Annotated in this window: 30 protein-coding genes; 16 read left to right on the top strand and 14 right to left on the bottom strand. The window is 65.4% G+C overall.

Translation table 11 applies throughout. The features are described from left to right. Nucleotides 1-7 precede the first annotated feature (7 nt). From ATK30_RS45115 to ATK30_RS27910, 11 genes are all read right to left on the bottom strand, one after another. Entirely contained in the window at nt 8-166 is a 159-nt protein-coding gene (locus ATK30_RS45115; protein WP_158242509.1) for a hypothetical protein, read from the bottom strand. A gap of 2,132 nt (nt 167-2,298) precedes the next feature. Then, entirely contained in the window at nt 2,299-5,319 is a 3,021-nt protein-coding gene (locus ATK30_RS27950) for a BTAD domain-containing putative transcriptional regulator (protein WP_238604463.1), read from the bottom strand. A gap of 158 nt (nt 5,320-5,477) precedes the next feature. After that, a complete protein-coding gene (locus ATK30_RS44780; RefSeq protein WP_143271437.1) occupies nt 5,478-5,915 on the bottom strand; it encodes a hypothetical protein in 438 nt (145 codons plus the stop codon). 117 nt (nt 5,916-6,032) lie between these two features. Then, the gene (locus ATK30_RS27945) at nt 6,033-6,887 is read right to left on the bottom strand and encodes a hypothetical protein (RefSeq protein ID WP_143271436.1); all 855 of its coding nucleotides are present in this window, start codon (nt 6,885-6,887) and stop codon (nt 6,033-6,035) included. Nucleotides 6,888-6,928: 41 nt separating this feature from the next. Next, nucleotides 6,929-7,492: a TadE/TadG family type IV pilus assembly protein gene (locus ATK30_RS27940; RefSeq protein ID WP_308196524.1), complete on the bottom strand. Its 564-nt coding sequence runs from the start codon at nt 7,490-7,492 to the stop codon at nt 6,929-6,931. Then, nucleotides 7,492-7,962, bottom strand: a complete 471-nt coding sequence (locus ATK30_RS27935; protein ID WP_268745720.1) for a TadE/TadG family type IV pilus assembly protein — start codon at nt 7,960-7,962, stop codon at nt 7,492-7,494. Before ATK30_RS27935 ends, ATK30_RS27940 begins: the two co-directional genes overlap by 1 nt. After that, nucleotides 7,959-8,435, bottom strand: a complete 477-nt coding sequence (locus ATK30_RS27930; protein WP_235079100.1) for a TadE/TadG family type IV pilus assembly protein — start codon at nt 8,433-8,435, stop codon at nt 7,959-7,961. The genes ATK30_RS27935 and ATK30_RS27930 overlap by 4 nt, the downstream gene beginning before the upstream one ends. Next, nucleotides 8,432-8,617, bottom strand: a complete 186-nt coding sequence (locus tag ATK30_RS27925; RefSeq protein ID WP_037359953.1) for a hypothetical protein — start codon at nt 8,615-8,617, stop codon at nt 8,432-8,434. Before ATK30_RS27925 ends, ATK30_RS27930 begins: the two co-directional genes overlap by 4 nt. Nucleotides 8,618-8,656: 39 nt before the next feature. Beyond that, nucleotides 8,657-9,550, bottom strand: coding sequence for a type II secretion system F family protein (locus ATK30_RS27920; RefSeq protein ID WP_037359951.1), 894 nt, complete (start codon nt 9,548-9,550; stop codon nt 8,657-8,659). Beyond that, the gene (locus tag ATK30_RS27915) at nt 9,547-10,452 is read right to left on the bottom strand and encodes a type II secretion system F family protein (protein WP_238604462.1); all 906 of its coding nucleotides are present in this window, start codon (nt 10,450-10,452) and stop codon (nt 9,547-9,549) included. Before ATK30_RS27915 ends, ATK30_RS27920 begins: the two co-directional genes overlap by 4 nt. After that, nucleotides 10,449-11,894, bottom strand: a complete 1,446-nt coding sequence (locus tag ATK30_RS27910; protein ID WP_037359949.1) for a CpaF family protein — start codon at nt 11,892-11,894, stop codon at nt 10,449-10,451. Before ATK30_RS27910 ends, ATK30_RS27915 begins: the two co-directional genes overlap by 4 nt. A 236-nt stretch (nt 11,895-12,130) precedes the next feature. Here ATK30_RS27910 and ATK30_RS44775 point away from each other — a divergent pair, with 236 nt between their 5' ends. After that, complete coding sequence (locus tag ATK30_RS44775; RefSeq protein ID WP_143271435.1) at nt 12,131-12,337, top strand: hypothetical protein; 207 nt, start codon at nt 12,131-12,133, stop codon at nt 12,335-12,337. A 389-nt stretch (nt 12,338-12,726) separates the two neighbouring features. On the opposite strand, the gene ATK30_RS27905 is transcribed toward ATK30_RS44775, so the two are convergent. The 3 genes from ATK30_RS27905 to ATK30_RS27895 form a co-directional block, all read right to left on the bottom strand. Further along, nucleotides 12,727-13,455 carry an SAF domain-containing protein gene (locus tag ATK30_RS27905; protein WP_081655062.1) on the bottom strand — a complete coding sequence of 243 codons (729 nt, stop codon included), beginning with the start codon at nt 13,453-13,455 and terminating at the stop codon, nt 12,727-12,729. Between the two features lie 120 nt (nt 13,456-13,575). After that, the gene (locus ATK30_RS46395; RefSeq protein WP_235079097.1) at nt 13,576-14,232 is read right to left on the bottom strand and encodes a hypothetical protein; all 657 of its coding nucleotides are present in this window, start codon (nt 14,230-14,232) and stop codon (nt 13,576-13,578) included. A gap of 392 nt (nt 14,233-14,624) precedes the next feature. Then, a complete protein-coding gene (locus ATK30_RS27895; RefSeq protein WP_235079095.1) occupies nt 14,625-15,017 on the bottom strand; it encodes a hypothetical protein in 393 nt (130 codons plus the stop codon). Between the two features lie 479 nt (nt 15,018-15,496). Between ATK30_RS27895 and ATK30_RS27890 the strand changes: the two genes are divergently transcribed. From ATK30_RS27890 to ATK30_RS27820, 15 genes are all read left to right on the top strand, one after another. Further along, nucleotides 15,497-16,147, top strand: coding sequence for an A24 family peptidase (locus ATK30_RS27890; RefSeq protein WP_051165943.1), 651 nt, complete (start codon nt 15,497-15,499; stop codon nt 16,145-16,147). A gap of 103 nt (nt 16,148-16,250) precedes the next feature. Then, nucleotides 16,251-16,559 (top strand): hypothetical protein, encoded by a 309-nt coding sequence (locus ATK30_RS27885; protein ID WP_374204457.1) that lies wholly within the window; start codon nt 16,251-16,253, stop codon nt 16,557-16,559. Beyond that, nucleotides 16,552-17,079 (top strand): DUF6879 family protein, encoded by a 528-nt coding sequence (locus ATK30_RS27880; RefSeq protein WP_037359944.1) that lies wholly within the window; start codon nt 16,552-16,554, stop codon nt 17,077-17,079. The genes ATK30_RS27885 and ATK30_RS27880 overlap by 8 nt, the downstream gene beginning before the upstream one ends. Nucleotides 17,080-17,104: 25 nt before the next feature. Further along, nucleotides 17,105-17,932, top strand: coding sequence for a helix-turn-helix domain-containing protein (locus tag ATK30_RS27875; protein WP_235079091.1), 828 nt, complete (start codon nt 17,105-17,107; stop codon nt 17,930-17,932). 128 nt (nt 17,933-18,060) lie between these two features. Beyond that, on the top strand, nt 18,061-19,212 hold the full coding sequence (locus ATK30_RS27870) for a radical SAM protein (RefSeq protein WP_037359940.1): 1,152 nt from the start codon (nt 18,061-18,063) through the stop codon (nt 19,210-19,212). Continuing rightward, the gene (locus ATK30_RS27865; RefSeq protein WP_037359938.1) at nt 19,209-19,784 is read left to right on the top strand and encodes a 3'-5' exonuclease; all 576 of its coding nucleotides are present in this window, start codon (nt 19,209-19,211) and stop codon (nt 19,782-19,784) included. The genes ATK30_RS27870 and ATK30_RS27865 overlap by 4 nt, the downstream gene beginning before the upstream one ends. Continuing rightward, the gene (tmk, locus tag ATK30_RS27860; RefSeq protein WP_037359936.1) at nt 19,765-20,409 is read left to right on the top strand and encodes a dTMP kinase; all 645 of its coding nucleotides are present in this window, start codon (nt 19,765-19,767) and stop codon (nt 20,407-20,409) included. The genes ATK30_RS27865 and tmk overlap by 20 nt, the downstream gene beginning before the upstream one ends. Before the next feature lie 760 nt (nt 20,410-21,169). Continuing rightward, a complete protein-coding gene (locus tag ATK30_RS27855; RefSeq protein ID WP_037359935.1) occupies nt 21,170-21,514 on the top strand; it encodes a hypothetical protein in 345 nt (114 codons plus the stop codon). A 269-nt stretch (nt 21,515-21,783) separates the two neighbouring features. Continuing rightward, complete coding sequence (locus ATK30_RS27850) at nt 21,784-21,972, top strand: hypothetical protein (protein WP_037359933.1); 189 nt, start codon at nt 21,784-21,786, stop codon at nt 21,970-21,972. 158 nt (nt 21,973-22,130) lie between these two features. Continuing rightward, nucleotides 22,131-22,337: a helix-turn-helix domain-containing protein gene (locus tag ATK30_RS46390; RefSeq protein WP_081655060.1), complete on the top strand. Its 207-nt coding sequence runs from the start codon at nt 22,131-22,133 to the stop codon at nt 22,335-22,337. Continuing rightward, on the top strand, nt 22,334-22,774 hold the full coding sequence (locus ATK30_RS27840; RefSeq protein WP_037359931.1) for an NUDIX domain-containing protein: 441 nt from the start codon (nt 22,334-22,336) through the stop codon (nt 22,772-22,774). Before ATK30_RS46390 ends, ATK30_RS27840 begins: the two co-directional genes overlap by 4 nt. Continuing rightward, on the top strand, nt 22,762-23,556 hold the full coding sequence (locus ATK30_RS27835; protein ID WP_143271434.1) for a hypothetical protein: 795 nt from the start codon (nt 22,762-22,764) through the stop codon (nt 23,554-23,556). The genes ATK30_RS27840 and ATK30_RS27835 overlap by 13 nt, the downstream gene beginning before the upstream one ends. A 250-nt stretch (nt 23,557-23,806) precedes the next feature. Further along, the gene (locus ATK30_RS27830) at nt 23,807-24,130 is read left to right on the top strand and encodes a hypothetical protein (protein WP_101438023.1); all 324 of its coding nucleotides are present in this window, start codon (nt 23,807-23,809) and stop codon (nt 24,128-24,130) included. After that, a complete protein-coding gene (locus ATK30_RS27825) occupies nt 24,130-25,077 on the top strand; it encodes a hypothetical protein (protein WP_143271433.1) in 948 nt (315 codons plus the stop codon). The genes ATK30_RS27830 and ATK30_RS27825 overlap by 1 nt, the downstream gene beginning before the upstream one ends. A gap of 164 nt (nt 25,078-25,241) precedes the next feature. Continuing rightward, nucleotides 25,242-26,516 carry an IS701 family transposase gene (locus tag ATK30_RS27820; RefSeq protein ID WP_101433821.1) on the top strand — a complete coding sequence of 425 codons (1,275 nt, stop codon included), beginning with the start codon at nt 25,242-25,244 and terminating at the stop codon, nt 26,514-26,516. The last annotated feature ends 2 nt before the right edge of the window (nt 26,517-26,518 follow it).

The raw sequence follows: 26,518 nt of genomic DNA, 5'->3' as shown, positions 1-26,518 counted from the left end.
GTGTTAATCACAGACCGCATGCGGCAAAGAAACGGTCGCGGTCGAATCGCGAGTTTACCGATTTGAAGTACGTGCACAAGGCGTCGGCGAGCGCTTTTCGTTCGTCGTCGGCGACAACTTCCCGACGTACGGAATCGGCAATTTCTTTGAAGTCTTTACGCGTCATGACAGAACCTCCAATGATGTTGTAGTTGCGTGTCGTTTGGCGGTTCAGGCCAGTTGCGAACTGGTACGGGCCGAAATCTGGACACGTCGGGTGCGATTCGCGCAAAGGGGATCATCTTCTATGTCCGTGCGATGCGTAACCGCAAGCGATAGCGCCCGGTCGGCCGGTAGCGCATTCCCTGAACCTCCCCAAAAGGGAAGCCGTTATGTCTAGCGCACAACGCAGGGAACCATGCCCGTGAGACATAGCGTGCTATGAACAGGAAAGCGCGACGCGCTTGAGAGAGTGTCGTTCAATGTCGGCAACCGCTCTACACAATCCGGACGCCCACACGTTGTGACGGTTTTCGGCGCTAGACCACCATGTAGTTATCTTGGGGACACACCACTGGCAGGCATGCCTTTTATGCGCGCTACTCCGCTCTATAGCAAGGGATTCACATAACGGGGCTGCAAGCGCAGTTACTACGCATCTCAGACTAGAAATGCGCGTTTGGCTACGCGTCGTTCCCCACTACTGCCCTGCACGGTTTCGCTGCTGTCCGCGCGGCCCAAGCCGCTGCCCGCGCTATGCGGGTCTTATCGTTCGTAACGACCAAACCTTTAAGGAAAAAAGGAAGGAGATCGCTCGCGGGACGCCGTGTCCCGGTCCTCACGCCCTTCTCTGTCTTATCTCTCCGGTCTGTCTCGGTTAAATGTCTAGGTTGACATACTGACTAGACACTTTCAAGCTTCAGCCGGGTTCCGTTATCTCGCCGTTACCTTCGGCATCGACCCCCTGCCCAGGGCCGGCCAGGCCCTTGAGCTGGGAAGACGCAGAGGAAGAGAAGGACCCGCACAGCGGCAGCCAGCGCCCGCGCCCGCAACCCGCACAGCGGCAGCCAGCGCCCGCGCCCGCAACCCGCACAGCGGCAGCCAGCGCCCGCGCCCGCAACCCGCACAGCTTGGATTCGGTACGAATTTCTCTTTGGATATCTTGCCGTTTTCGAATCACACCACTTGCAGCCACGCCGTTTATGTGGTTGTCAACATCTATGAGGTCATATTTCTGTATCGTTAGGTTTTATCTTGCGGGCAAGGAAAAGAGGGAAAGAGCTATGCAGTCACTTAGGATGAAAAAGAAGGAAGAATGGAAGAAAAGCTGTGACGAATGAGAATGAAGAAGAAGATGGCTACAGCACAACGGAACTTGCGGACGGAAGGCGGTGCGAGCATCAGATAGCCAACACGGCACCCAAGCCGACTGTTCACGTGCCTGCCGGCACCGAAGTCGGAGGACACGGAGGAAGGGGCCGCCTAGCCTTGATCTGCAACAAGGCTTTGACGTCCCGACTCCTCTCTAAGAGGAGTCCGAAGAAGAAGACGCAGAGGAAGGTGGAGAGGAAGATGGACGGGCGAGAGGCGTACGGGCTCGCCGCCGGCTCCGTGCTGGTTGTACACGCTGCAGAGCACTGGCCTCGGGCCACGCCGCGGATCGCCTCCGCTGTCTCCCGGAATCACACAAATACGTTCACGTCACGACGCTCAAAGTATCCGCGAGGAATCAGCACAGTATAACGAGGTTGGCTCGCGTTTGATAGCCTTCGATAGTTGGGTTCGCGATGGAATCACGGTTATCCGCTGCGCGAGGCACTGGGCTGATTAAGCTGGCTTGCCCAGTGGGATATGTGATTTCTCGGCTGCTGCAGGGCGTCCACAAGGCTGCGCTTGGGGCGGGGCGTTGGTCGAGGTCGGCCAATGATGCGTGAGCAGATGCAGGTGGCGGGCTTGTTCCAGCAGGGCGAGTGCCTGTCCGGGGCTGCGGTTTCTGATCTTGCGAACCAAAGTGCTGAGTGCGCCGAGGACGTCGCAGGGCCCGTCGATCCATTCCGCGGAGATGCCTTCGGCAAGGCCTCCGCGGTACCGCTCGGCGACACGGCTCGTCGCCGCGACGGCCGTTGCCGAGGCCTGGCGACTGGCGGTAATCGCGTCCTGGAGCCCGCCAGAGGTCGGCGGTCAGGATCGTTCTGGTCAAGCCGGTAGTGGCTGTCCTGGTTGACGATGAGATCCACGTGCGCAGCAACGCGACCATGATGCTGAGGGACGATGACTAGCCCCACGCCCGGACGCAGGTAGCTGACCGGGAACTGCCGCTCAGCTCGCTTCTCGGCCTCGTCGTTGGCTGCCACGAGGCTGGCGCAAGAAGTCGGCGAGCCCGATGGTGTCGCGGCCAGGACGCTGGTCCAGCGTAGCTAGCGAGTTGGTCAGGAGGCTCAACGTGCGCGAGATGCTGTCGTACTGGCCAAGCCGAGCTTGGATTCGCATCAGGTCTCGGTAAATGGCCTCGTTGTACGGATCGAGGCTGCGGGCCTGTTCGAGCAGTGCGAGCGTTTGCTTCGGGTCACCATCGCCGATTGTGCGGATCAAGGCGCTGAGTGCGTCGAGGACTTCGCGGCGTATTGCTTCGCGTGGTCCGTCGATCCAGTCTGCGGAGATACTGTCAGCGAGGTCGCCTCGGTACAGCTCGGCCACGCGTCGCAAGGTGGCTTCCGCGTCGGTCCCGATTGCTGCGTGGCGGCTTAGGGCGAGCGCGTCGAACACCTCCCAGAGGTCCACCGTGACTACGGAGCGGTCGAGCGCGTAGTGCCCGTCGTCGTTAGCGGTGATGTTGGTGATCTCATTCCTTGTCGCAGTACGCAGTCCACGGCGCAACTGGGAAAGGGTTGCGTGGAAAGAATTGTAGGGGCGATCGCCTGGTGCGTCGGGCCAGAGCGCCGCGGCGAGCACCTCGCGACGGGCGCCCTCGGGGTGCAGCGCGAGGTAAACGAGGACTTCGCGCTGGCGCGGCGCAAGACACTCGATGAGATCGGTGGGATTCGGTTCAACGCGCATCAGGCGCAGTCGGCCGAGCACCTGCAGATGCAGCGGCGTGTCCTCGTCGGCGCTGAGCTGCACGGAGGCGTGGGCGGGTGTTTGCAGCAACGGACGACCGGTCGATTGCTCGTCGCCTGCCCGAGAGGTCGCGGGCTTCCCGTCCTTCGATGAGCCGGCTGTTCGCGGTGGGATAGGGGCACGCGGCGGGGGTCGAGGATCGTTGTTGGGCGGAAGTTCGGGGGTTTCCTGCTCGGTGGTGGCGTCCGGGGAAGCAATGTCGATCGCGCGGCGCGCCGGTGGCGAGGCTGGCAATGCTGACATTACGGGTGCTGGTTCGTGCGCCCCGCCGGTGATGAACTCGAAGTTCGTCTGGTGTGTCGGGCAGTCCGCACCGGCGTCGTCGGTGGCAGCAAACGCCGCACGGCGTGCGGGGGCGTCTTCGCCCCTGCGCACGGAGGTCGTCTCGGCCGCAGGCTGTCCGGGCGGCTCCGAGTCATCCGGTTCTGCGGCGTGGAGGAGGGCGAGCAGCTCTGTGGTGTCGGTTCCGGGCAGGGTGAACAAGCGGGCACCGCCCAGAGCATCGGCGAGAGTCGGGCTGGTCGCTCCGATGGTGCCGTCGTTGCGGACGCGCGCGGTGCCGCCGGGACGCCATTGGCCGAGAAGCACGCCGGCCAAGCCGAGACCGGCGCCGTTGTCGAGGATGGCCTGCATTCGTCGCTCGACATCTCCCGCGGGCGTTGCGACCAGCACCGCATGCGCCCTGTCGTCGGCGTCATGCTCCTGGTCGGCTTCGTCGTCGCGGACGCGTGTGAGGAGTTCTGCTTCCAGGACTGACAGCGCGGCCGGCAGGTCGTCAACGATGCGGAGCCGGGCAGGCGCCCCCAGAGGCAGGTCGGTACCGAACAGGGTTTCGGCGTCAGCGGCAGGAATGACCACGAATGCACCTTGGCCACCGTTCACCGCTGGCGCGAGCAGGGCGACGATCAGGGCACGCGCAGCGGCGTGGGCACCGGGGCCGATGAGTCCGAGCCCGCAGCTGCGGGCGAGGTCAAGCGCGACAGCCTGTCCCTCGCGGAGGCCGAGCACGGTCGTCTCTTGCGTGGGCAACGCTGCGCGCGCGGTGGCCTGCGCGCGGTCACGCGCATCGAGGTCAGCAGGCCGCGCGAAACCGGAGGGCTGCTGCGAGATGCGCGACGCATTCTCGCCGTCGTGGGGCAGCGTTGCGTAGTCGTATGCGATCCGCAGAGCACGTACGACCGGGGCCCCGCCCGGATCATCAGGTTCGGCTGCACTGGGCCGATAACGGCTTCGGCGGTGCAGCCGCACACTTATCATCGCGACAGTGATCAGCGCGGCAAGTCCCAGGCCGACAAAAGCACCGGTGGGCAATGAGATCCCAATGCCAGGAACGGCAGCGGCAGGAGCGGCTTTGGCTGGCGGCGAAGGAACGGACGGCAGCGGGGTTGAAGGGGCTTGTGTGTCGGGGCCAGGTGCCTGTGGCCGATCGGGCGGGCTGGGGTGCTCTGCGACAGGGGGCGGCGCGGGAGAGACGGATGTCAGCGCGGGCAACCGCAGTTGCCAACCTGGCCGAATGAGACTCGGCGTGGTGAACACCGTCCCGTCGATCTGCGTGGTGCCACGGTTGAGCTTCCAGATCTCCGGCCAGCGATTGCCGTCGCCAAGGCAGCGTTGAGCGACCCGCCACAGGCTGTCGTGCACACCGTGTTCAGGTGGCCGCACAGTTTCCATGTCCTGCTGGCTCGCCGTGGCAGCTCGAGTATGCGCCGCGGCGGTGACGATCGCGGGTCTATTTGTCGACAGGATCTCAGAACGGTGAACCGCCGTCGCGATGGTGGTGCGTCCGTCTGCGGAGGGTTCGAGCGCGGCAGCCTGTGTCGTTGTGGTCGGGGCGCTTGTCCGGCTGCTGAGGATGGAGAACACGATCGTCCCGACCAGCACGCCCGCGGCTGCGTGTAGCGGGCCATCCCGGACGCTTCCCCCTGAGCGCTGCCAAGGCGCGCAGCGAACCACGTCCGGGATCGCGGCCAGCACGTCGAACGTGAACCGGGCCCACAAGGGCCACAACGCGCAAGCCAGGGCGTCGAGCAGGAACTGAGGTGACATCGGCGCGAGCAGGGTGTTCTGGATTTCGTCCCAGGCAGGCAAGTGGTCGGGCAATGGCCAGCCGATGAATTGAACGAGTGCCGTAGGCAAGCCGCCAATCAGAGCAAGCAAGACGACGACTGCCAGCAGAGCGCGAAGAGCACGGGCAAGCACTCGGACCGTGGCGGCGAGGACCAACCAGGAACGGTGACCAGCGGCGAATGGTCGGGCCGGTTTCCGTTGCGCTGATTCTGATGTCGCGGTCATGACTTGCCCGTTTTCGTGGCGATGTGGAAATCGTGCTCGATGTGGTATCCACCAGCGTCGGCACAGTTGTGCCGCGCCGAGTAGCGAGGTCAGGTCACCGTTGGCGGGACAGGTGCACGCGCCTCCGTCGTAGTGGCGCTAGTCGCTCCCACCTCTGACGCCGCAGATGACTTATGGACTGCTGTCCTTTTCGTCGATTCTGGCCGGTGGTTCGGACCCGCCTTCGCAGCTGCCGCACTGGCCTTCGATCGCTGGCTTTTGACGCGAAGGGGTTTCTGACCATCGAACCAACGAGCCAGGTCAGTGGCAGATACATCGGTGAACTGCGCAAGCTCGTCGATGCTAATAACGTCGTTGGCAGCGGCCAAGGTTTTGCCGAGTTGCGTTTCGATCGCGGCGAGCTGGCCAGCGATCTCCGATCGCCTCTCCGCGAGGTCACCGACCTGCTTTGCTGCGGCTGATCGTCGTGCGCTGCGAGCAGAGTCGACTTCCTCGACGCGGCGCTCGATCTCCTCACCGGTGGCCATTTTTCTCCCTTCTCCGTTGACGCGCGGCACTTTCAGCTTTCGGCGGCACGTCGTTGCGACGGGGTTTCGCCGCTGTCGGTCCACAGCAGGTGATACGGGCATTCCTCGACAACGCACTCATCGGCAATGCCCCTCTGACGACGGCCACGACTCGACCGGCTGTTCCCACGGAAACCTTCCGGCGTCAACGACGTCGCGGGCAGCGGTGATGCCGCTGAACATGTGCTGCGCCAACGTTTCCGCGGTATGCAACAACTGTTGGGCCTCGCAGTGCTCGGGCAAGGCGGCAAGGGCTGCCTCAGTGCCTGCAGCCAGCTTGGCATGCCGAAGCTTCGCTTCCCATGCCCGAGTCAACACGAGGCAGCTGCGCATGTGAAGCAAGACCTCGTTAAGGACGTCCTCGATCTCAGCAACCGCCTCGCGTGCCACGGCACCCAGCTCGCCGACTGCGGACTTGGGCGCGCCGGCGAGTTCGTCGGCGAGGCTGCGGGCTGCGCGGGTGCGGTCCAGGAACTGGAGTGTCTGCCACACGATGCAATGCATCTCGCGTGGGACAGTGGAGCCAAGCCAGGCACGGGCCGGGCTGCGGCGCAGCTCGTCCACGCCCGTGATCATGGCACGCGCTGCGGTATCGGTTGCGCCGAGGCCGGTGAAGTCGCGGCTGCGGAAGAAGAACTCGCCCCGTCGGCGTTCCAGCCGGCACGAGGAGGCAGGGTCGTGGTCATGCTCGGTGAGCAATCCGGCGGCACGATCCCAGCCGATTACCACGCCCATTCCCGCCGCGAGAACTCCGGCGCAGACCAAGGCAACGCCCAGGTCCGAGCTCACTGCGACGGCGGTCAAGGCAATACCGCCCAGCACACCGATCACGACCTGTGGGTGCAGCGCGGCGCGGACGCGTTCGGCGCGCCACCGCGACGGCGGGACGTACGGGTTCAACAGCACGGAGTCCGGTCCGTCGACGAACGTCACGACTCTCACCGGCTTCGCCGCGGCGGACTGCCTGTGGCCTTTCATCGCGGCTTCCTCTCGACGGCGGCTGAAAAGAAGCTGCAGCAAGGGAATTTGAGCGGCGATCGTCTGCTGCCCATGGTTCCGCTCGAACCGGGAATCCCTTCCGAGACCACGAGTCCACGGTCTTCGCCGGACATTCCTCGTTGCGGCTGAGCCTGTCCTGTGCCGGTAACAGTGATCGAACCGATCCCGACGAACCCGAGTAGTTGGGTTGGCTGGCTGACAGTCACGGTCACAGTGACGGTGTTGCCAGCTACAGACACACTGCCACTTTCACCGGTGGCAGCAAGATACTGGCGCGCCAGAATGGTTGCTTGTCTGGGCACCAACCGCAGGGCTCCACTGGAACGGTAGGCGGACAGGTCGATGGCTTGCGCTCCGGCACGGGCAGCCTCTTGCGCCTCGCCGATCGCGCGAATTTTCGCGGCCAGGGCAAGGCCGCCGTCGAGTACCAGTCCGCTGAATGCGATGATTGCGGTGACCAGCACGACGACGAATGCGGTGACTCGTCCGTCTTCATCCGCGCGCAGACGTCGCAGCCGGACGGTCAAGGTGCCGAACATCAGGTACCCCCGGCATTGGCGGCGACGCCGCGGTATGTGTCCACAGGGGACGAGAATGACGCGGAGAGCTGAATGCTTCCCGGCATTCCGAGGAGCGCGAGGTCTGACAGTCCCGCCGTACAGGTGACTTCCACGCTGACGGTGGCCCCTGGCTGAAATCCCGCGGTATTGACGGTAACGGCCAGACTCCGGCACGTGATGCCGGCATTGGCCAGCGCTGCGGACGCAGTGGCGTGAGCGTCGTTCCGAGCGTTGGTCACGTTACGCGCGAGAGACGCCGCACGTGCTGCTTGGTGAGCTGCGTCTTCAAGCCGCAGGGTGGCATCCGCCATTCGTCCGCAGAAGACGATGAACAGGAGCATCATGATCAGACCCGGAGTGAGCAGGACCAACTCCGCGGCGGCCGATCCTCGCTCGTCGTCACGGAGCGAGCGCAACCGCTGTCCATAACGGACTCGCCGCGCGCTCACGGCTGGGCTCCGGAGCGAAAGCGTTCGACCGGACCCACAGCGTCACCCTCGGCAGTCAGTGTCAGGAAAGGAACGACTTGGATCACGCTGCCTTCCACGTGCACTGCCGCCCGGTCCGGGCTTCGACTCACGATGGCGCGCGGATCGCGCAGCGGGCCACTGCCGAGTTGCTGGAGAATCTGGTTGGCCTCGATCTGCCCGCGCGCGGTAGTCCCGCCCAGCACTCGCGTAGTCGACAGGGCTTGAGATGCGGCGGCTTGAGCAATATGGGAAGCGTGCATCCACAACGCAAACTGCGCGATCGACATGATCAGAAGCAGCAACAGAGGCGTAGCGAGCACGAGTTCTGCCGTGGCCGCGCCACGCTCGTCCGCCAAGATTTGACGCAACCCTCCACGCATCAACAGCCGTGGCGTCGTAGATGTTGTCGCCTTCGGCGAGCTGTCACCATCGATCCACATCGGCGGACTCACATGTGGATGCTGTTGGCCTTATCGGTGACCACTTTCACCAGCAAAGCGATCACGACCAAGGCCAGAGCGACGAGCGCGGCGGTGACGAGTACGGTTTCCGTGGTGTACCCACCTTCGTCTTCACGCAGGCGCCGCACGTGGTCCTTGACGAAGCTCCACAAGAGAACAATTGGCGTCAACATTGTTTCCTCCCATAAGTGTCGATTACCGATACCTGGCTTTCAAACCCCTCCTAGCACGGCAGCCACAGCCGGGTAGCCGATGAACAAGAGGAAACCGATGAAGAGCACAATCACGGGCAGGCTCATCCGTTCGGTGGCAGCTTGCGCGTCGCCCTCGGCTTCGGTGAGTTCCCGTGTCCGCAGTGCGGATGCCTTGGCTTGCAAGGACGCGCGGACGTGGGCGCCCTCCGTGCCTGCAAGGCTGACTGACGCGGACAGTTCGGCGAGCTCGCGGATGTCAAGTTCGGCCCCGAGTGCGCGAAGGGTGGCCCACGGGGTGACGCGGGTGACTTTTGCGATCGTCAGCGCACGTCGGATCTGGTTGAACGAGCGGCCACGGCCAACCGTGGCTGCGTCAGTAAGAGCGCCTTCCACTCCGGCACCCCCAGCGAGAGTGACCCGAATCAGATTCAGATAGGCGCTCAGCGCGAGGCGGAAGTCAGCCCGTCGGCGCGCGGCGGCGCGCCGAACCGTGATGTCGGGCAGCAAGAATCCGATGAACCCGGTAAGCAAGCTCGCGATCAGCGATACCTCCCAAGCCAGGGGCATGCCCAGCAGCGCAAGCGCGACCGAGACGAGCGTCGGCAGCAAGAGCCCGGCAATCGCGAGTGCCGCTTTGTCAGCCAGGTGGGCAGGGACAGGCCTGCCGGTCATGGCGAGGTCTTTGCGCACGACAGGGCTGGGCAGCCCGACTGCGGTCAACAGCCCGACGAACGGCTTTCCCAGCGTGGTCGCCCAGCCAGAACGTTCCAGTGGCGTAATCGGTGCTGGCGTAGGCGTGTTGTCGAGTCGCCGCAGGAGTGAGGCCAGACCGGGACGCGGTGGCACTGCCCATACCAGGATGGCCCAAATCCCGAGCCCGAACCCAGCTCCGATTGCCAATGCGGTGATCATGCTTGCCCCTCCCCTGTGGACGCTGTCGCGCCGTCGCGGCCGCGCAGTGCGTCAAGGTCAGTCAGGAACCGGTCTGGGGTCTGATAACGAGCCATGCGGGCGAGCCACAGAAACGACAGCGTGAAGAGCGCACCGACGACGGCGAGCATGATCTGTCCGAAGGCTGAGTCGAAGGGAGCCAGGTAACCGCGGTTGAGCGCGGTCAACCCGGCGGCGAACGCCAACGTGACTCCGACAATCATCCGGACGCTGGTCCGGGTGCGAGCGCGGCCAGCTTCCACCCGCAGCCGCATGGACACCTGCTCACGAGTCTCGGTCGCGAGTTCGCCGAGCAATTCGGCCAGCTGACGCGCTTGCTTCTCCGAGGCCAGCACCAGAGCGCTGATCAGCAGGTCGGCCGTCGGATCAGCGAGCTGATCGGCCAGGTGCCGCAGGCTGGCAGCTAGCCGGTCGCCGCGTTCGAGACGGAACGTCAGCTCGTGAATCTCCGGGCGAATCGCCTCGGGCACGGTCTCCGCAGTGGCAACGATGGCTTGCTCCAACCCCGCCGCCGCAGCGAGTGTGTCGCGCAGCATCTCGCTCCACGACGCGATCGCCTCGATGCGAGCCACAGTTCGGGCATGTTGTTTGTCCGAACCGAGCACCCGCGGCAAGCCCCAGGTCGCCATTGCCGCCAGCACGCCCCCGACAAGCCATCCCGTGGCGATGGCGACCACGATGCCCACTGCCGCGGCCGCGAGCAGCCACCGCGTCCGGAGCGGATCCCGTCCGGTCTGTCCTCTGTTGCGCCGGCTCCAACGAGGCCAGCGCACAGTGACGCCCCGCCAGGCGGCCACAATCAGCAGCAGACCGAGTTCGACACCAATTCCGAGCAGTGCCATCAACGCGGTGGTCGTAGTCACGGCTTCCACCACCCTTCAGCCCGGCCCGACAGATCCGGGTCGAAGCCCGCGTCGACAAGGTCGTCCACCGTGGCCGTCCGCAGCGGAATGCCGGGAATCGCGCGGAAATCAGCCCCTGGGCGCCACACCTCGTTCGAAATCACTTGAGTGCCGTCCGCACCGACGACTTCGCGGATTGAGGACACGACTCGCTTGCCGTCCTCGCCCCGGGGCTTCTCCAGATGGACCACGAAGTGCAGCGCGGAAGCAACCAGCAGGTTCGTGGCCTCCAGCGAAAGGCGTTCAGGCCCTTGGACCGCGTAGGCGGCGAGCTTCGTGAACACACCGCTGGACAGGGACGAATGCAGCGTGCCCATCGAGCCGTCGTTGCCCATGGACATCGCGTTGGTGAGCGGAATGACGACCGGGCCGCGAACCTCGCCGACAATGACCCGGTCCGGACTCATTCGCAGGGACTGCCACACCAGCTCGGACTGTGAAATCTCGCCCTGGCCCTCGACGTTGGCTTCGCGCGCCTGCATCGCGACGACATCCGGATGACCAGGGTCGTGGTCGAGTCCCAGTTCGAAGACGTCCTCGATGGTAACGAGCCGTTCGTGCGGCGGGATTGCCGAGGCCAACGCTCGCAGCAGGGTCGTCTTGCCGATCGCGACGCCGCCGGTCACCAGCACATTCTTGCGTGCCCGCACCATCGCCGTGAGAAAGTTCTCCAGCGCCAGGTCGACCGTTCCGTTCTCCCGCAGTTCCCGCAACGTTACTCGAGCGAACCGATGACGGCGGATCGAAAGCGACGGCCTGGCCGTCACCGCCATCACCGCCGACGCACGTTCGCCGCCAGGCAAGGAGAAGTTGACGATCGGACTGCCGCGGTCGAAGCGCCGTTCCTCCACACCGGAGCGTGCGGCGAGATCGCGGATCAGATCCACCAGTTCGGCGTCAGAGCCGATGATCGGAGGCAGGCGTTCCCGCAGGCCTGAGGCGTAACGCACGAACACTCGGTCCCCGTTGATGTTGACGTTCTCGATGTCCGGATTCGCGAGCAACGGCTCGAGGCCAGCCATACCGAAGATCTCGTCCAACACAGCGGAAACAACACGTTGCTCGACGTCCTGCGGCACTACCGCCCCGCCGGTGTCAAGTTCGTGCTGTGCTTGCTTTTCCGCGGCATCAGCGAGAATCGCCTGCGCCATCCGACGCCGCTCGCCCGGTTCCATCGCAGGACGGCCGGCATCGTCGTCGGCCTGCATACGGGTGGACAACTGCCGAGACAGTTCTCGGCGAAGATGAACGCGCAGCCGATCCACGGCCGCGGCGTGGCGAGGGTCGACGCCAGGAACGCTCGTCGGCCCTGGAAATGAAGAGGTGGGCGGTGGCAGGTTCGGTGGCATCGACACACCGTTAGGTGAGGCTTGCTGGCCCGGGTAGATGTGCGGCGAGGTCATGGGCGCGTCCCGTTCGTCGACGACCGCGCTCGATGCAGAGACAGCGGCGTGGCGACTGGACCACGAGAGTGGTTCGCTCGGGCACCGAAGGCTGCTGGCGCATTCGCCGCAGCATGCAGACGTCGCGCCGAGGCGAGCCCGTGCGCCAGCCGCAACGCCGCACGCCCCAGCGCCGAGCGGTCCGGACTCGGCCCGTTCCGGCTGTACCCGCACAGCACCGCAGCGCCCTTGGGGTCGTGAGGAAGCCTGCCCAAGACCCCGATCTGGAGTTCGTGTTCGACCTCGGCCGTGGCATAGCCGTCACCGACAAGAACGAAGCCTGGTCGCGAATTCCACGTCGCCGCGGTTCGGAGCTTGCCGGCGACATGAGACAGCTCGTCATCGCGGGCATGAGCCAGGAGCACCATCGCATCAGCCGCCCGGATGATCGGCAGAGCTGGTGAATCAGGGGCTGTTCGACCGCAGTCGGCCAGCACCACCACGCCAGGCTGATCACCTGCGGCGCGCAAGACCGAAGCGCCCCGTGGCGCGAGAACGCCCAAGGCAGCACGAGCTTGCTCCGCACCAACCGGACCGGCGATCACCCCAAGTCCAGCCGGCAGGCGTTGGACGTGCTGCCACAGCACCGACGCCTCCGCGCTCTTGCGTGCTGCGGCTGCCAAACTCACCAGCCCAGGCGCTGAGGGCAGCCGGAACCGCGCGGCCAGGTCTCCGCCCGCAGGATCGCACTCGACCACGACCGGTGTCTGCTCGGCCGGCCATCGCGCCGCCAGCGCGAGAGCGGCGGTCGTCGCCCCGGGCGACCCCTTCAGCGAACACAGAGCGATCAACATCAGCCGCCGCCTCCGCTCAATGCGACGAGACTGACCTGGCCTGCCGGAGCGGCGGCGAGCTGGCGGGCGTTCGCCTCTGGCAACTGCAACGAGACCACCGTGCTCTGCGGGTCCGGGCCCGCACCGACATCGCTCACCGTCGCAGTCCACTGCGCGATCGGAACCGCAACCTGTCCGGGATTACTACTCGCTGTCCCGGTCGAAGCTGAACCAGAAGACACCAGTACAGCGACCCGCGCACCAGGTGCGAGCGCTGGCGGGAACTGTCCGGCTTTCAATGCCACCGCGGCAATTGCCTGGCCGTCAACCGGGATCGCCGGCGGCCCCAGCGAGCCACGGGTCAGGAGTGTGCCGGCAGGCAAGCTGAACGCCGCAGGGCGACCGACCACAGTGGACGACTCGGCGGCCGGTACTGCGTCGAGCCCGACATCGGCAGACACGGAGACTTGCCGAAAGTCCGGTGCGGACAACAGATGGCCGACGGTGACCGGACGAGCCAACACCAGAACCGGCTGTCGGTTGTCAAGCTGGATGGACACGATCACCGCCGCGGCGGCGCAGGCGATCACTAACACGACACCGAGCAGCAGGTACGGAATCCGCCGAGACGGGCGAACGGTCTTCCAGCGCGACGGCGGCTCCTGTTTGCCTCCCCGCTGGGCCCAGGCGTCCGGTGGCGCGGTCGCCGTGCCAGCGGTGTCCGTGCGTGTCGAGGGGGGTGTGCTCATGACCGGCCTCCCTTCTGGTTTCAGGCATGGCGCCACCGCGCCGCGACGCCGTCTGCGGCGCGGTGGCTGTTCGGACTGAGTTCTGTGGTTGTCAGCGCGGAGCGCGTGCCCCGTTGCGGATCACCGTCCGCCGGTGTTGAGCGCTTGGCTCTCCGCCACGCGGAACGCCGCGTTGCCTGTGGTCGTCATGTCGGGGAATGTTCCGGATTGGCCAGCCCCGGACCATGAGACCGCCCAGTGCACGGTGGCTGTGACCGGATATGCGTTGTTCGGTTGCCCGGCCGAGGACGTCCGGTAGGTGTGACCGCAGTCCGGCGACGCTGCCTTCGGATCGCCCTTGGCAGGGAACGGGGTGCCGCCGCTGCCGCACGTCACCTTCGATCCGTCGCCCATCGACCACACGAGCGAGGTCGGTTTCGCGACCGCGGTCACCGAGACCCCGGGGACGGAGGCCGTGGCCGACTGCTGATCCCAGCCGCTCGACAACCACAACCACGTCGGCAGGGCCACCAGCTGATCTCGGCGCGGGTTCGCCGCGATCGTGGGGCTCGGCAATCGGAGCTGGTTGCGCGCGGCCTGCGCTAGTTCCGCAGGCGACGGCAGCGGAGCCGGACCAGGCGCTTGGCTGTCTGGAATCCAGATCGGCGTCCGGTACAGCGCATCCGAGAAGCCAGGGCCGGAGCACTTGTACAGGTACCACGCGCCCGGTCCCTGACCAGGGCTGGCTTGCGCCTGCAGAGGCCGCGCGGCGGTGTGCACCAACGGTGCCGTCCGCACGCTCGCCAGGCGAAACACCGCAGGCCGGACCTCAGTGCCGCGTTCCCGGTCGGATGGCCGATAGGCGGCGGTGATCGTTCCACCCGCCGGGGGCCGGTAGTCCGAGCGCTGGTATCCGCAGTCGGCGCTCTTGTCGTTCGGGCCGATCACTCGGTCGCCGGTGTCCGGCTGGTCATCGTGTTGACCTCCGCCCTGTCGGCCCGGATTCCTGCCGGGGCCGGACGGGACTCGCCCGGGGGTGCCGTCAGTACCGCCTTGGCCCGCGCCGAGCTGGCACGCCGGGGACGGAGTCTGCTGGCAATCCGCAGATCCCCAAGGGCCGCCCGCCAACGCCGGGGCTGCTCCTGCGAGCACCAGCGATCCGGTCGTCCCCGCAATCAGCGCAGCTCTCCTCAACATGACCCGACCTCGTGAATTCCGAAGTCGGTAACCCGCCATGCGCCGTCTCCCTGCCGTTCGACAACGGCATTGATTTGCCGACGTCCGCTCGGGCCGTCGTTGGCCGGCTGTCCGTTGTCCGCACGATAATGTTGCCAATTGCTGTCGTCGCCGCAGTCAGCGACGATCACCTTTGTCGGGTCTGTGGGCGGCTCGACGGATGACACCTTGGGTGAGTTCTTGGGCTGCCCTTTGGTCACGAGACCATTCGCCTTGTCCGCGTACAGGCCGCGGGTGATGTTGGTCAGTGCCGTGGCAGTGGCGTGCTGCCCTAAGCGCGGGTCCTGCCAGTTTGATGTCTTCGCCGCGGCGGCCATGTCTTCCCACATCCCGAGGTATGCCGCCACCGCTCCTTGACGTGCGGCGTCAGCCGGTGCTGTCGACGCTGGCGGTGCGGCTGCCGACGTAGGCGCTCCAGGAGCTTCGGAGGAGCCAGCGGGAGCAGGATCGGACGGCGAGCCCGCGCTGCATCCAGCCGCCAAGGCAGCGACGATGACGCTCGAAAACACCGCTGCTGGCCGACATGCCCTTTGGGAGACCACGGACTCCACCCCTCCACTCCTCTCACTCGAACTTCTGCCGAGTGCCCTGGCTCAGGTCTACCTTGCGTACCCATACTGACTGCAAGGTGTGGAAGTACCGACCCGGAAGTCGGAATGGTACTCTGCCTTCAACGTTCACCCATTCGAACTAGCAATGTGCGAGTTTCCCAACTGGCGAGTAGTAAATCTGGTAGTGCTGATGACGAGCTACTCAGCGCTGATTGGGGGCACCTCGTGAACCAGCCTCGCCCGAAAACTTCGAATACTTACGGGCCATAATCGCCATGCAGACCGCTGCGGTCCTGGGCTGGGCACTCGTTGGCGCAGCGCTCGCGTTGATGCTGCGCCCGATAGTCATCCGATATGCCGCTGCGAGCGAGCCCGCCACAGCACCGCCGCCCCTTGGCTTGCTCGAAGCCGTGACAGCCATCGTGTTCGCCGCACTCGCGTGCCGCTTCGACTGGTCCCTGGAACTGGTCGCGTACAGCGGCATTGGCGGGTTCGGTGTGCCGCTGGCAACAATCGACCTGCTCGTGCACAAACTGCCGAATATTCTTTTAGGCACGGCATTCGCGGTTCTAGGAATCTCGCTGGGGGCCGACGCTGCTCTGAATGCTCATGGCGGCAACTTTGCGCGAGCAGCCTCGGCGATGGCCGTCGCCTTGGCTGTCAACGGAGCTCTGTACGCCCTGGGCGGAATTGCCGGCGGCGACATGAAGCTGGCAGGACTGCTCGGAACTGGACTCGGCTGGATCAGCTGGGAGGCTGTCTGGGCCGGCCTCGCAGCGGGGTGGCTCCTCGGCGGCACCGTTGTCGGGGCCGCGAGAATCGTCGGGAAGCAGGGCGCGAGCGGGGACATCCCGCTCGGCCCGTTCCTCCTGGCCGGAGCACTGCCGTTCCTCCTATATTTCGGGTCATCGACGGTCGTACGCTGACTCCCGTCGATTCCCGGCAAGCTGCCCGGGGTACGCACAGCGAACCCTGGGGCAGCGATCCCGCGCTTCAGCCCAAGGACCCGCATTCTCACCGTTGACGGTCATGGTGTCGTGCGTCACCATGGTGAGCAACAAGATGGAAGTTGCTCGAAACGGAGGCATGATGCACGTTACGTTCCTCGGCAAGGATCCCGAATCCCAGGTCGACAACTCGCCGACGCTCTATGCCACTGACCGGACTGACCGCACCACCTACATTGCCCAGGGATGGAGGGTGACTGACCCGCAAGCGCTGGCCGCCATCGGACCGGTCCCCGATCATGAGACCCTGATCGAGATCCCCGAGGATGTCCTGAAGTTCTACGCCAAACGCTACGCACAGCAGGAGCCGAAGGAGGAACACGCTGACTGAGCTGATCAAGCCAGGACCGGAGTTCAGGCAACTCTTCCATGGCTTCGAGCACACGGCCTTCCGCTTGGAGACCTTCGATCAGTACGACGCGACGTACGAGAACGAGTCCCTGCGCAAATTCCTCGCCGGCGAGCCGGACGACCTGCCCTGGATGCAGAGCTGGCTTGACATGATCCGCGAAGCGAAGGCCGCGGGCCGGCTCTTCAGCCGCGTGCGCATCGTCTCAATGCCGCTCACGGACTACAGCCGGTTCGGCGTGTGGTGTTCGCAGTTCACCGGCGGAGCAGGCGAAGACATCCGCTACCTTCCGCGAACCCGTGCCGACCGGCTGCCGAAGCATGACTACTGGTTGTTCGACTCGCGCTTGCTGGTTCGGATGCATTTCGACGATCGCATGGGATTCTTAGGCGGCGAGGTCGTCGAAGACCCGGAGCAGGTAGTTCAACACAACTACTGGCGTGATGCAGCCTGGCATCACGCGGTACGGCGGGACGATTTTGCCAAGCAACAGGGCCTCTGATCCCTCGAACGTCCATGAGGCGCGCATGGCGCTCGGCGGTCGGCTCCGCGAGCTGCGCGAACAAGCCGGTCTGACCGGCAGGAAGCTCGCGGAGTCGCTGTCATGGCATTTCTCGAAGATCTCCAAGATCGAAAACGGCAAGCAGAAACCCAGCGAAGACGACATCAAGTCCTGGACGAAGGCGACTGGGCGCGAGGACGAGGCTCCTGCACTGCTCGCGTCGCTCCGCACACTGGAAGTTCAGCACGCCGAGTGGCAGCGGATTCTTCGTGGCGGCATCCGGCCGCGGCAGAACTCGCTTGCTGAACTGGATCAAAAGACGCAGCTGTTCCGCGTATTCGAGTCGACCGTGATTCCGGGGCTCCTTCAGACCTCCGAGTACGCTCGCGCGCGTTTCGCCGAAAGCATCCGTGTCTTCAAGCTCGCCAACGACATCAACGACGCAGTCGCGGGCCGCCTGAAGCGGCAGGACATCTTCTACCGGCCGGACAAGCGCTTCCACTTCGTCCTCACCGAGGCGGCTCTGCGCTTCCGCCTGTCAACTGTGCCGGTCATGCTCGGCCAGCTTGATCGCCTGGTCTCGATCTCCGCGCTCCCCAACGTCAAGCTCGGGATCATCGGATTTGACACCCAGTACACCGCAGCACCGTGGCACGGGTTCTGGTTGTACGACGAGGAGAAGGTCCTGGTCGAGACATATTCCGCGGCCCTCAACCTCGCACAGCCCCAAGAGATCGAGCTGTACTCGGACGTCTTCAGCGAACTCGCCGCTGTCGCCAGCTATGGCCGTGCCGCTCGCGCCATCATCACGCGCGTCATGGACGAGTTCGCAGAGCAGCTGCCGCAGGACTAGCGCCACGTTGCTCCGATCATCAACTGTTTGACTTGTTGCGTGCAACTACGAGCAACTTGCTTTTCTCGCGCACGTGAACCTGCCTAGTCTCCCTGAGTCCGCCCCGGCCGACCTTGGAGACGAGCTACGTGATTACGCCAGTACCCCTGCTCAGCAAGGACCGGATCGGCCTCCTCTCCGAGAGTGCGCGCGAGGTGGTCGAATATCGAAAGAGCGGCTTGAGCCTCAACCACATCCAGGGATGCCCACTGGGATGCGCATATTGCATCCGGCATACCTACGGGTTGTGGGACAAGGATCAGCCTGTTGCGCTCATGCCGGACGCGCAAGCGGTGGACGAACTGGTCAACCACCGGTATTTTCAACCGCACGTCACACCGGTCCAGTTGTTCAACCGGGCCACCGAGCCTTTCTTGCCGAAGGTCCGCCCGCACACGTATGCGGTGCTCGAAGATCTGGACGAACGCGAGCTGACCAATCACGTGCTGGTCATCACGCGGCACCAGCTCAAGCCCTACGACATCGACCGGTTGAACCAGCTTCGCCACGTCAAGCTGACGCTGCTGTTCACCTACTCAGGGATCGACGACCCGAAGATCGAACCGTACCCGTCGCACGTCGCAGCCGAGTCGTTGAAGCTGATGAGCGAACCGGTGCGGCGAAGGTACCGGACGATTCTCTATTGGCGTCCGCTCGTCCCCGGCCTGAACGACACCGATCAGCACCTCTCCATTGCGTACGAGTTGAGCCGGCACGCGGACGCTACGGTTTTCACTGGACTTTTCTACCGCGACCAGATCGCCGCGTACTACAAGGCCAACGGCATCCCCGAGCCCTATACCGATACTGCACGCCGCAAGATCGTGCCCGAGACGCTGGAACGCCGGGTCCTCGATGCGTTTGCTGACTCGGCTGCTTTGTTCCGCAAGACTTCCTGTGCCGTGTCGTACGCGCATGGCCTGCCCGACTACAACGGTCACTACGGCATTCGGGAACTTTGCGACATCTGCCCGCTCCCGCAGAGAGAACTGTGTGCCGGGGCGCAACGCGTGCCAGCAACAGAAGATGTACACCGTTGCGCCAGCGTGTTGCCCGAGGCGCGCGACCTTGAGGTCGTAGACATTTCCCAGCGGGCCGTCGTCGTGTCCGGCTTGGAAACTGAGCAGCCACGGTACTTCCTCCAGCACGCGCTCGGGTTTCAGGTGCACGACGCGAGACACCCTCACCATGCGCTCCGGCATGGTCGCGCCGACATTGGATGGACGGGAGTTCCAGCATGACTGACTGGACTGCACTCAGCTACGTCGTCGTGGATGTCGAGGGCAACGGCCAACAGCCCGCCGATCTCGTGGAGATTGCGGCTGTCCGGATCGAACACGGAAGCATCAGCGAGCCCGTCTCGTGGCTAGTGCGGCCTGGCCGGCCGATCACCCCTTTCGCGAAGCGGATCCACGGGATCACCAATGAGCAGGTAGCAGGAGCTCCCGCATTCGCCGAAATCGCCGCCGAGGTGCTGAAGGCCTTGGACGCCCCCGCGCTCATCGCCCACAACGCCCATGTTGACGTCGGTGTGCTGGAGCGCGAACTTGGCGACTGGGAATGCCCCGAAGTGTTCGACACGCTCAAGCTCTCGCGGCGCTTCTTGCCCGGCCATCCGACTTACAAGCTCGGATCGCTTGTCAGGCAGCTCGGGCTTGACGCTGGGCTGGAGGACATGCAGCAGCCGCATCGCGCCGCGTACGACACGACGGTGACCGCCCGGTTATTTGCTCATGTCGCGGCCGGGCGATCGCTCGAAGCACTCCGCGAACGACCGGAGCGAGGTGACGAAGATGACGCCGTCCTCTTCTGATCTCGACCGCGGCCTGCTCATCAGCGTCGACGGCCCCGGCGGTGCGGGAAAGACGACGATCGTCCGGCATCTGGCACAGATTCTTCTTGCGGAGGGCCGTCACGTGCACGTGACGGCGGAGCCGTCGAACGGCCCGATCGGGAAGCTCGCCGCCGAACTCACACCGACTGTCACCGGTCACGCTCTCGCATGCTTGTACGCGGCTGACCGGTATCACCACGTGGAAACCGAGATCAAGCCACGTATTCAGACTGGCCACGTGGTGATCTCCGACCGGTACCTGGCATCGGGGCTGGTCGTCCAGCGCTTCGACGGCGTGGACCCCGTGTTTCTCTGGCAGATCAACGAAGAAGTCGAACGACCGGACCTTACGGTCATCCTTGAGGCCGACCCCGACGTGATCTCGGAACGGTTGCACGCACGTGGACCGCACAACCGCTTCCAGAGCCCGCCAGGCAATAGCCGCACGGAGACCAAGTTCTACCGGGAAGCTCGCACGATGCTGGATGAGGTCGGCTTCCCCGTTCTGACCCTGGATTGCTCAAACCGTCCGCCTGAGCAGTCTGCCGCGATCATCCGCGACGAGCTGAATGCAATGCTCGAGCCCGCCGATTCAGCCACCTGATCGGTCACGGCAACGTCCAGCTCTGACTCAGTAGCCACCCCGGCGGTGTTTCGTGCCGCGCGGCGCGCATGCCTTCGGGGAAATCGGCGGCGGACGGGCGAGGTCGAGCCCGACGGCGTTCACATTCTGCCCAGCGGCAGAAAGCCTAGGCGCCCTCGCCTGTCTGCCGCCCCATAGCCGCGGTGGAGGCGGCTGACCCCGACCGGTCGCCTCCACCGCGCTCCACCCCGGATGAGAGGTGTCTGGAATGGCCGCACCAGTCCAACGCCTGTGGACGACGCCCTATACCTGCGGGCGCGACGGCATGCAGCATCAGGTCACCGACGAGGCCTTCTACGAGTCTCGCGAGCACGGCGTACCCCTCGTCGCCGTCTGCGGTCGTCAGCTGGAGTGTTCGCTCGCTATCTCGGCCCCCGGCGCTCAATGCGTCGAGTGCGCTCGGCTCATTCACCTGTCCCGTATGCGGCAGAGCGAGAAGCGGCGGGCTGTTCTTGTGCTCGTCCAGGGCGGTCCAACCGGACGGCATCGCCGGCCCCCGCCGGCTCGGCGGCCTCATCGCGTTCGCGGACGAAGCCAGCGCGGCAGGAGGGCGTCATGACAAACGACGATGGGCGAAAGCAGGACACCCGTGCGCCCGAGAATCCCGACGGTGAACTGGACGGTCGCGCAGACGTCGAAGCGAGGTTCCTGAAGATCCTGGGCAGGGCGTTGCGTTGTGAACGCGAGATCGGCGACTGGACGCGGCAGGACTTGGCGCGCGATGGGTGTTGGCCAGGCGACGCAGACTATCGCCTCGCACGAGTTCGGAACGCGCGCGATGACGGTCGCCCGGTTCACGGTGTACTGCAACGTATTGGGACTGCCGCCCGGACGCTTGTTCGAGCGCGTGTACGACGAGGCGATCAGCGACGGCACGGTAGTCGTGAACCTAGCCGAGCTGGCCCGGTCGGGACATCCACTCGCACGCTGGGCAGAGATCCGCTTGCGAGACCTGCCCCCGTACTCAATAGGCCGGCTGCTCGTTCCCCGGCCCGCGCAAGACGCGCTCGCTGAACTCTGCGAATGCGACAAGGGCCAACTGCTCGCTGAGTTGAAGGCAGCTTGACATGTTCCGGGAGAGCCCCAATGCGCCCTCATACAGGGTGTGCCTCGCACTCTGGCCGTTCTCACTTCGCGGCGAAGCGGTGATGCACAAGGTTCCGCAGAGACTCCTGCGAATCCTGTGCCGCGGGCGCACCTGGCTCGGGATGAGCGACTGCGGAGTCATCTGCCTTGCCGACGGGGAGCCTCGCGAGGACGTCGTTCTGATGTGGTGCATCAAGTGCTTCCCGGCGGGGACCGTGCCCGCCGCGCGTACGAGAGGAGTCAGCAGCCGTGATCTACCGGCCCGGTACCGCGCAGGACGCGGCGCGAATTCCCGCAGCACCCGGAGGGTTCCCAGACGATCGGGCGGCCGAGATGAGCCGCCCCTCCGTCATCCGCCACCGGCCGCTGGACGACTGGACCGCGACGCAGATCGCATGGCCGGTCGAGGACCGCGATCTCGCACCAGCCAACCATTAGCGCGAAGGACACCATGCGCAGCACGAGCCGCCTCCTCATCCCGGAAGCGCCTAGTCGCGCGGCACCGATTTCGATAACAAGAGAAAGGACGGGACACCTTGGCAGCGCCAGCAATCAGCATCAAGGGGTGTCGGATCACCGGACCCGCCCGGGACGCGATGCGCAGGAAGCTGAAGAAGAGGTACGAGAAAGGCGCGACTGTTCGTGCGCTGGCCGAGGAATGCGGGCGCTCGTACGGCTTCGTGCACCGGGTTCTTTCCGAGGCCGGAGTTCAGATGCGCAACCGAGGCTGGCGGGTCCGCAAGACACGCCCGGCCGCGCCGATCGGTTCGGGCCCTCAGCACTCGATGGGACATCCGCTATGAACAACAACGCCTGCCGCACACCAGGGCCACGAGTAGGAACGTACGCCCTCATCGGCCGCGACGAAGACATCCTGTTCATCACCGACGACACCGGTGCCTTTGTCTTGCCAGGCGGCCCGGTCCGCGACGGCGAACCCGTCGAGCAGGCACTCCGCCGCACCCTGCGCGGCCAGATCGACGCAGCGATCACCGGACTCGACTTCTGCTCCGTCGTCGAGCACGAAATAGACGGAGGCCGGCACGGGTCGTCGTCCGAGCTGGCGTTCCTGTTTGACGTGACGCTCGCCGACACCGACCGCATCACCGTTCACCGGCCTCGTACGCACCGGTGGGCGGGCGAGGCCGAGGTCTCTGTGCTGCGCCCGGCGGCAATCGCGGAGGTGCTCGCCGCCGGAAGCCTGTCCGCCGACGTTCCGTGGCGGGCGTGGACACCATGACCCAGTTACTCCGCACAGCGATTGACAACCGCGGCTGGCTCCCTGCCAGCGATGGCGAGTTGTCGCGTCCGGAGCCGGTTCCTGCCTTGGGATACCAGATGACGTCAAGGGAGGCGCAGAGCAGTCGCCTCGACGATGCGACAGACGCAGTTCCGGACTTCGCCGAACTGATCGGGTGCAGCGACGACCAGCTCGAAGAACTGGTCCTTGCCAACCTCGGCCCGGACGCTACCGGACTGTGGGAGGCCCTGCTCGTCCCGCCGCTGCTCGACCGCGTCCGGACGATCTTGGTCGCGACACAACAGAGGGTCGACAACGACCTCCGCACGCGGCGATCAAGGCGCAACGAACGAGGCAGCAAACTGGGCTTCGACCCGGCGTCGCACTACGAGCAGCGATACAGCCAGTGGCGTGTCCGCGTCACCATGTTCAAACGCCTCGTCGAGACCAGGTTGTCCCAGACGCGAGCCGCCGCTGCCGACGAAAACCACAAGGCAGCCGCCCTGAACCGCAGGCACCGCAACGCCGTGCGCAGGCTCGCCGAGGCCATCGACTCCCACCGCCGCACCCTCGGCGCAGAGGTCGATCCCGAGCCGGCCGATCGGGCGCTGTGGCAGATCCTCGAGGACGTCACCGTTCCTCTGGGACCTCAAGGGGTCCCGGTCCCCGTCCGCGACATGCTCACCACGTACTGGTCACCCGCGCAGAAGGGCGCAGCCATGGATGCCGATGCCGTCCAGCCGACAACGAAACCGAATCAGGACACCGACGGCGAGAACTAGCGCTCCAGTCGTCCGGTTACCGGCGCGGCCCGCTAAGACCCGACGAAGTCAGCACGCAGCAGCGCCCGTCGAGAGACAGACAGGAGGCAAGAAACCGTTGCAGACACTCGCAGAGGCCGACGGAACCCGATTCCCGCACGCAGAACGCGAGTCCCCGCGGCTGCCGGCATCGCGCGACCCTCGAAAGCCAGCACCGACCAACGAGGATCAACGAGATTTGCTGAACGCTTGTCACTGTGGACTGCACTCCTTGTCCCAGGAGATCAAAGCGGACGGTGGCACCGGAACCAAGACGGTCCAGCTCGCCTACCTCGAGGTCACCAGCGGCGCCGGTTCGACCGGCCGCACGTTCAACAGCCACCACAGGGACTTCTGCACCCGGAATTTCGACGAGCCCGACCCGACGCTCTATTGCGAATGCAGGCTCTACGGCCTCTGCGACGCGGCACAGACGGTCACAGTCGTCTGGTCGCACACTACCGACAGGCCGACCGGCTGGAACACCACAGAACTGATCACCACGAGGCACGGACTCATGGAATGCCCGACCAGCACACGACGGAGCTGCCGCTGATGCCGGATCACGCAAACGGGACCCCGTCCGTGCGAGATCGCACCGGACCGCCGACATGGCGGCGGCTCTACGACGCTCCGGGATTCGTCCACGAAACGGTCGACAAGCGCGGACGCACGTGGCGAGTGTGGTTCGCCGACAGCGACGTGCCCGGCGACCCGCATCCGCGCGGCTGGCGGCTGGCCCGGCTCGCCGCGCTCGACCTGGCTGCTTTCGTTCCGCACACCGGAGACGGCAGGGAGTTCGACACCGCCGCCGGATTAGTCGCCGCCGAGGAGGCCGCGTGCGAACTCAGCAACCGCGCGCGGACACGGCGGCCTGCCGGACAGCAGCACCCGGCTCAAGCACGGATCCTCCTGCTGGACGAAGCTGCGCCGACCAGCCTGCACCGGCACCTGCCGGGCCGACAACACGCCCAGGCAGTCGCGATAACACTGAACCAGGACACGGGCGTGCTGGACGCACGCGTCTTCGACGACGAGCTGCCCGACCGGACCGTCTGCTGGACGATCCCGTGCGTGACCACAGGCGCTGCGAATCGCGTATTACAGGAGGTCGCCGGCCGGGTAGGACCGCTGCTCGCCGATGACCCGGCCGCGCTGTACCGCCGGATACGCGAACACCTCGCAACAGCGTTCTCCGACGACGATTTGGTATTAGGCATGTACGCCGGCGAGTGGTTCGAGAAAGACCCGGCATCCTCCGGGATCACCGCCGGAACAGGCGATCGCGAACTGGCCGAATGGGCCGAGGCCTACGACAAGAATGTCGCGTCCGGACGCTGGCGGAAGTTCTTCCCGCGGGGCTTGGACATCGGGAGGTGCCGACACGTGGTGCTGCGCGGCACCTACCTGTGGGCCCGCACGCACCGAGATCTGTTACGCGAGCAGTCCCGTCCGCCTCGACGTCCATACCCATACCATCGCGCCGAGCATCGGTTGTCGTGATGCCAGCTAGTACTCCAGCTGTAGTTCGTGATCTTGCTGGAGGGGTCGTGTGAGACGGGTGCGGCCGCCACGTGATCATGGTGTTTGTGAGGACAACTCAAGATCATGTGGCGGCCGCGGCTGCCAGCGTAGACCCTGCGCGATGGCAGTCGTTGCTGGGTGAGATGTTCGTGCGGATCGGGCGGCGGTTCGTGCGGGTGGAGTCGCGTCGGCGGGCCGGGCGGTTCGTGCAGGGTCTGTTGTCCGGGCTGGCGCGGGTGAACTGCTGGACCATTGCTGAGCAGGTCGGAGACCGGACCCCGGACGGGATGCAGAACCTGCTCTCGCGCGCGACATGGGACGCGGACGGGGTCCGCGACGACCTGCGCGAGGTCGTGGTCGAGCACCTGGGTGTCGAGGACGCGATGCTGGTCATCGACGAGACCGGTGACCTGAAGAAGGGCGTCGAGTCGGTCGGGGTGCAGCGGCAATACACCGGCACCGCGGGACGGATCGAGAACTCGCAGATGTCGGTGTTCCTGGTGTATTCCACCCCGGCCGGGCACACGTTCATCGACCGCGAGCTCTACCTGCCCGAAAGCTGGGCAGAGGACCAGGCCCGGCGGGACCGGGCCGGAGTGCCCGCGCAGACCCTGTTCACCACGAAATCCCGGCTGGCCTTGGCGATGATCGCTCGTGCGCTGGAGGCGGGAGTCCGGGTGGGGTGGGTGACCGGGGACGAGGCCTACGGCAAAGACGCCGCCGGCCTGCGCGATCCGCTCGAGGCCCGCGAACAGGCCTATGTGCTGGCCGTGGCCTGCGACCACCGCGTTCCCGGTCCGGGCGAGGAGAGCGTGCGGGCCGACGAGCGCGCCGCCGCGCTGCCGAAGCGGGCCTGGCAGAAGCTCTCCGCCGGGGCCGGCGCGAAAGGCCGCCGTTACTACCTGTGGGCCCGGCTGCGGCTGCATCCGGCAGGCAAGACCGGATACCACTGGATCTTGATGCGCCGTAACCGGCGGACCGGGGAAACGGCGTTCTACCGCTGCTACAGCCCCCGCCGGGTCGCGCTGGCCGACCTCGCGCGCGTCGCCGGGCGGCGCTGGACGATCGAGGAGACCTTCCAGACCGGCAAAGAACTCACCGGCCTCGACGAACACCAGGTCCGCACTTGGACCTCCTGGTACCGCTGGACCACCCTGGTCATGTTCGCGCACGCCTTCCTCGCCATCGCCGCGGCTCAGGCTCGCAGCACACCGTCGGCCGAGGACCTGATCCCGTTGACACGCAACGAGATCAGGCACCTCTACGCCCAGCTCATCCTGCAACCAGCACGCAAGATCATCGACATCCTGGCCTGGTCCGCCTGGCGCCGACGACACCAACACCGCTCCCGCCAAAGCCACTACCAGCAGCGACACCAACAACCAGCACCCGATCACGAACTACAGCTGGAGTACTAGCA

It is taken from the genome of Amycolatopsis echigonensis, from assembly GCF_002846615.1.
In the GTDB taxonomy this organism is placed as follows: Bacteria; Actinomycetota; Actinomycetes; order Mycobacteriales; family Pseudonocardiaceae; genus Amycolatopsis; species Amycolatopsis echigonensis.
The sequence above is the reverse complement of the archived record's forward strand: the minus strand, read 5'-3'. Positions and strand labels throughout refer to the sequence as shown.

What these genes read in the sequence shown, in the direction of transcription:
- ATK30_RS27940 (WP_308196524.1), bottom strand. Translation starts at nt 7,492, where the DNA reads ATGTTCGGCACCTTGACCGTCCGGCTGCGACGTCTGCGCGCGGATGAA.
- ATK30_RS27920 (WP_037359951.1), bottom strand. Translation starts at nt 9,550, where the DNA reads ATGATCACCGCATTGGCAATCGGAGCTGGGTTCGGGCTCGGGATTTGG.
- tmk (WP_037359936.1), top strand. Translation starts at nt 19,765, where the DNA reads ATGACGCCGTCCTCTTCTGATCTCGACCGCGGCCTGCTCATCAGCGTC.
- ATK30_RS27825 (WP_143271433.1), top strand. Translation starts at nt 24,130, where the DNA reads ATGCCGGATCACGCAAACGGGACCCCGTCCGTGCGAGATCGCACCGGA.
- ATK30_RS27905 (WP_081655062.1), bottom strand. Translation starts at nt 13,455, where the DNA reads ATGAGCACACCCCCCTCGACACGCACGGACACCGCTGGCACGGCGACC.
- ATK30_RS44780 (WP_143271437.1), bottom strand. Translation starts at nt 5,915, where the DNA reads ATGGCCACCGGTGAGGAGATCGAGCGCCGCGTCGAGGAAGTCGACTCT.
- ATK30_RS27840 (WP_037359931.1), top strand. Translation starts at nt 22,334, where the DNA reads ATGAACAACAACGCCTGCCGCACACCAGGGCCACGAGTAGGAACGTAC.
- ATK30_RS27910 (WP_037359949.1), bottom strand. Translation starts at nt 11,894, where the DNA reads ATGACCTCGCCGCACATCTACCCGGGCCAGCAAGCCTCACCTAACGGT.
- ATK30_RS46390 (WP_081655060.1), top strand. Translation starts at nt 22,131, where the DNA reads ATGCGCAGGAAGCTGAAGAAGAGGTACGAGAAAGGCGCGACTGTTCGT.
- ATK30_RS27885 (WP_374204457.1), top strand. Translation starts at nt 16,251, where the DNA reads ATGGTGTCGTGCGTCACCATGGTGAGCAACAAGATGGAAGTTGCTCGA.
- ATK30_RS27865 (WP_037359938.1), top strand. Translation starts at nt 19,209, where the DNA reads ATGACTGACTGGACTGCACTCAGCTACGTCGTCGTGGATGTCGAGGGC.
- ATK30_RS27855 (WP_037359935.1), top strand. Translation starts at nt 21,170, where the DNA reads ATGGGTGTTGGCCAGGCGACGCAGACTATCGCCTCGCACGAGTTCGGA.
- ATK30_RS27925 (WP_037359953.1), bottom strand. Translation starts at nt 8,617, where the DNA reads ATGTTGACGCCAATTGTTCTCTTGTGGAGCTTCGTCAAGGACCACGTG.
- ATK30_RS45115 (WP_158242509.1), bottom strand. Translation starts at nt 166, where the DNA reads ATGACGCGTAAAGACTTCAAAGAAATTGCCGATTCCGTACGTCGGGAA.
- ATK30_RS27875 (WP_235079091.1), top strand. Translation starts at nt 17,105, where the DNA reads ATGGCGCTCGGCGGTCGGCTCCGCGAGCTGCGCGAACAAGCCGGTCTG.
- ATK30_RS27820 (WP_101433821.1), top strand. Translation starts at nt 25,242, where the DNA reads ATGTTCGTGCGGATCGGGCGGCGGTTCGTGCGGGTGGAGTCGCGTCGG.
- ATK30_RS27890 (WP_051165943.1), top strand. Translation starts at nt 15,497, where the DNA reads ATGCAGACCGCTGCGGTCCTGGGCTGGGCACTCGTTGGCGCAGCGCTC.